This window comes from Curtobacterium sp. VKM Ac-1376 (assembly GCF_015351025.1).
Lineage (GTDB): Bacteria > Actinomycetota > Actinomycetes > Actinomycetales > Microbacteriaceae > Curtobacterium.
In genome coordinates, this window is sequence record NZ_JADKRV010000049.1 from 1 (window position 1) to 1,233 (window position 1,233).

The 1,233-nt window shown below is 65.9% G+C and carries 1 protein-coding gene; it reads right to left on the bottom strand.

All coding sequences use genetic code 11. The features are described from left to right. Entirely contained in the window at positions 1–1,182 is a 1,182-nt protein-coding gene (locus ITJ56_RS18085) for an IS30 family transposase (protein ID WP_416354805.1), read from the bottom strand. Positions 1,183–1,233 lie beyond the last annotated feature (51 nt).

A 1,233-nucleotide genomic window follows, 5' to 3' on the forward strand; every position in this document is an offset into this window, starting at 1 on the left:
TCAAGGGGTCGTTGCAACGGGTGGTTGTTTCGGGTCCGAGAGTAGCTGCTCGAATGCTTCTGCCGGGGTGCGGTAGCCGAGCGTTTTGCGGGGTCGGCCGTTGAGTTCGGCGGCGACTTCCAGGAGCCGTTCCGGGCTGTGGACGCTGAGATCCGTGGACTTCGGGAAGTACTGCCGGAGCAGCCCGTTGGTGTTCTCATTCGAGCCGCGCTGCCACGGCTTGTGCGGGTCGCAGAAGTAGATCGCCAAGTCCGTGGCGAGAGTGATCTCTTTGTGTCGGGCAAGCTCTGTGCCCTGATCCCACGTCAACGACCGACGCAGATGCTCGGGCAGCATCTGGATCGTGGGGATCATCGCGTCGCGGACCGCGTCGGCACTGTGCCCATCAGGCAGGTGCAGCAGCATCACGTACCTGGTGGTGCGCTCGACCAGGGTGCCGATCGCGCTCCTGGCGTTGATCCCGACGATCAGGTCCCCTTCCCAGTGACCGGGCACGGCCCGATCGTCGACTTCGGCGGGGCGTTCGCTGATCAGAATCATGTCGCGGATCTTCGACCACGACGCCCGCCGCGGCTCACCCCGGTGCCGGCGGAGGGCGCGGCCGGTGCGGAGGTGTTTGTGCAGGTCAGCGCGCAGGTGCCCGCGGCCCTGGACGAACAGGGACTGGTAGATCGTCTCGTGCGACACGTGCATCTCCGGCCGGTCGAGGAACGTCCTGGCCAGGTCATCACGGATCTGCTCCGGGGACCAGTTCCGCACCAACCGAAGCTCGACCTGCAGGGCGAGCTCGACCCGGTCGAGCTTGCGTGGTTTCGGGCGCCGCGCACGAGCACGGCACTGCTTCTCGGCGGAGTACGGTCGGTAGGTTCCACCAGCCGCGGAGTTCCTCGTCAGCTCACGGCTGATCGTCGACGGCGCCCTACCGAGGGCTTTCGCAATCGCGCGCACGCCGGCACCGTTCAAGCGCAGGTCCGCGATCTGGAGGCGTTCTTCCTGGCTGAGGTACCTGTCGGAGCGGGGCTTGTGGGCGAACGGGATCCGTCCGCCTGCTGCTTTGACCCATCGGTATCCCTGACGTCGATCCACGCCGACAGCATCACAGGCCGCCGTGCGTCCGAGGCCCTGTCTCAACAGCTCCCAGAACCGCGCCTCTCGAGCACGGTGTTCCAGCCTCGACCCCATCTGCAACACTCCGATTCACGATGGTGTTGCAACGACCAGCTGAACCCAAGG

What these genes read in the sequence shown, in the direction of transcription:
- ITJ56_RS18085 (WP_416354805.1), bottom strand. Translation starts at nt 1,182, where the DNA reads ATGGGGTCGAGGCTGGAACACCGTGCTCGAGAGGCGCGGTTCTGGGAG.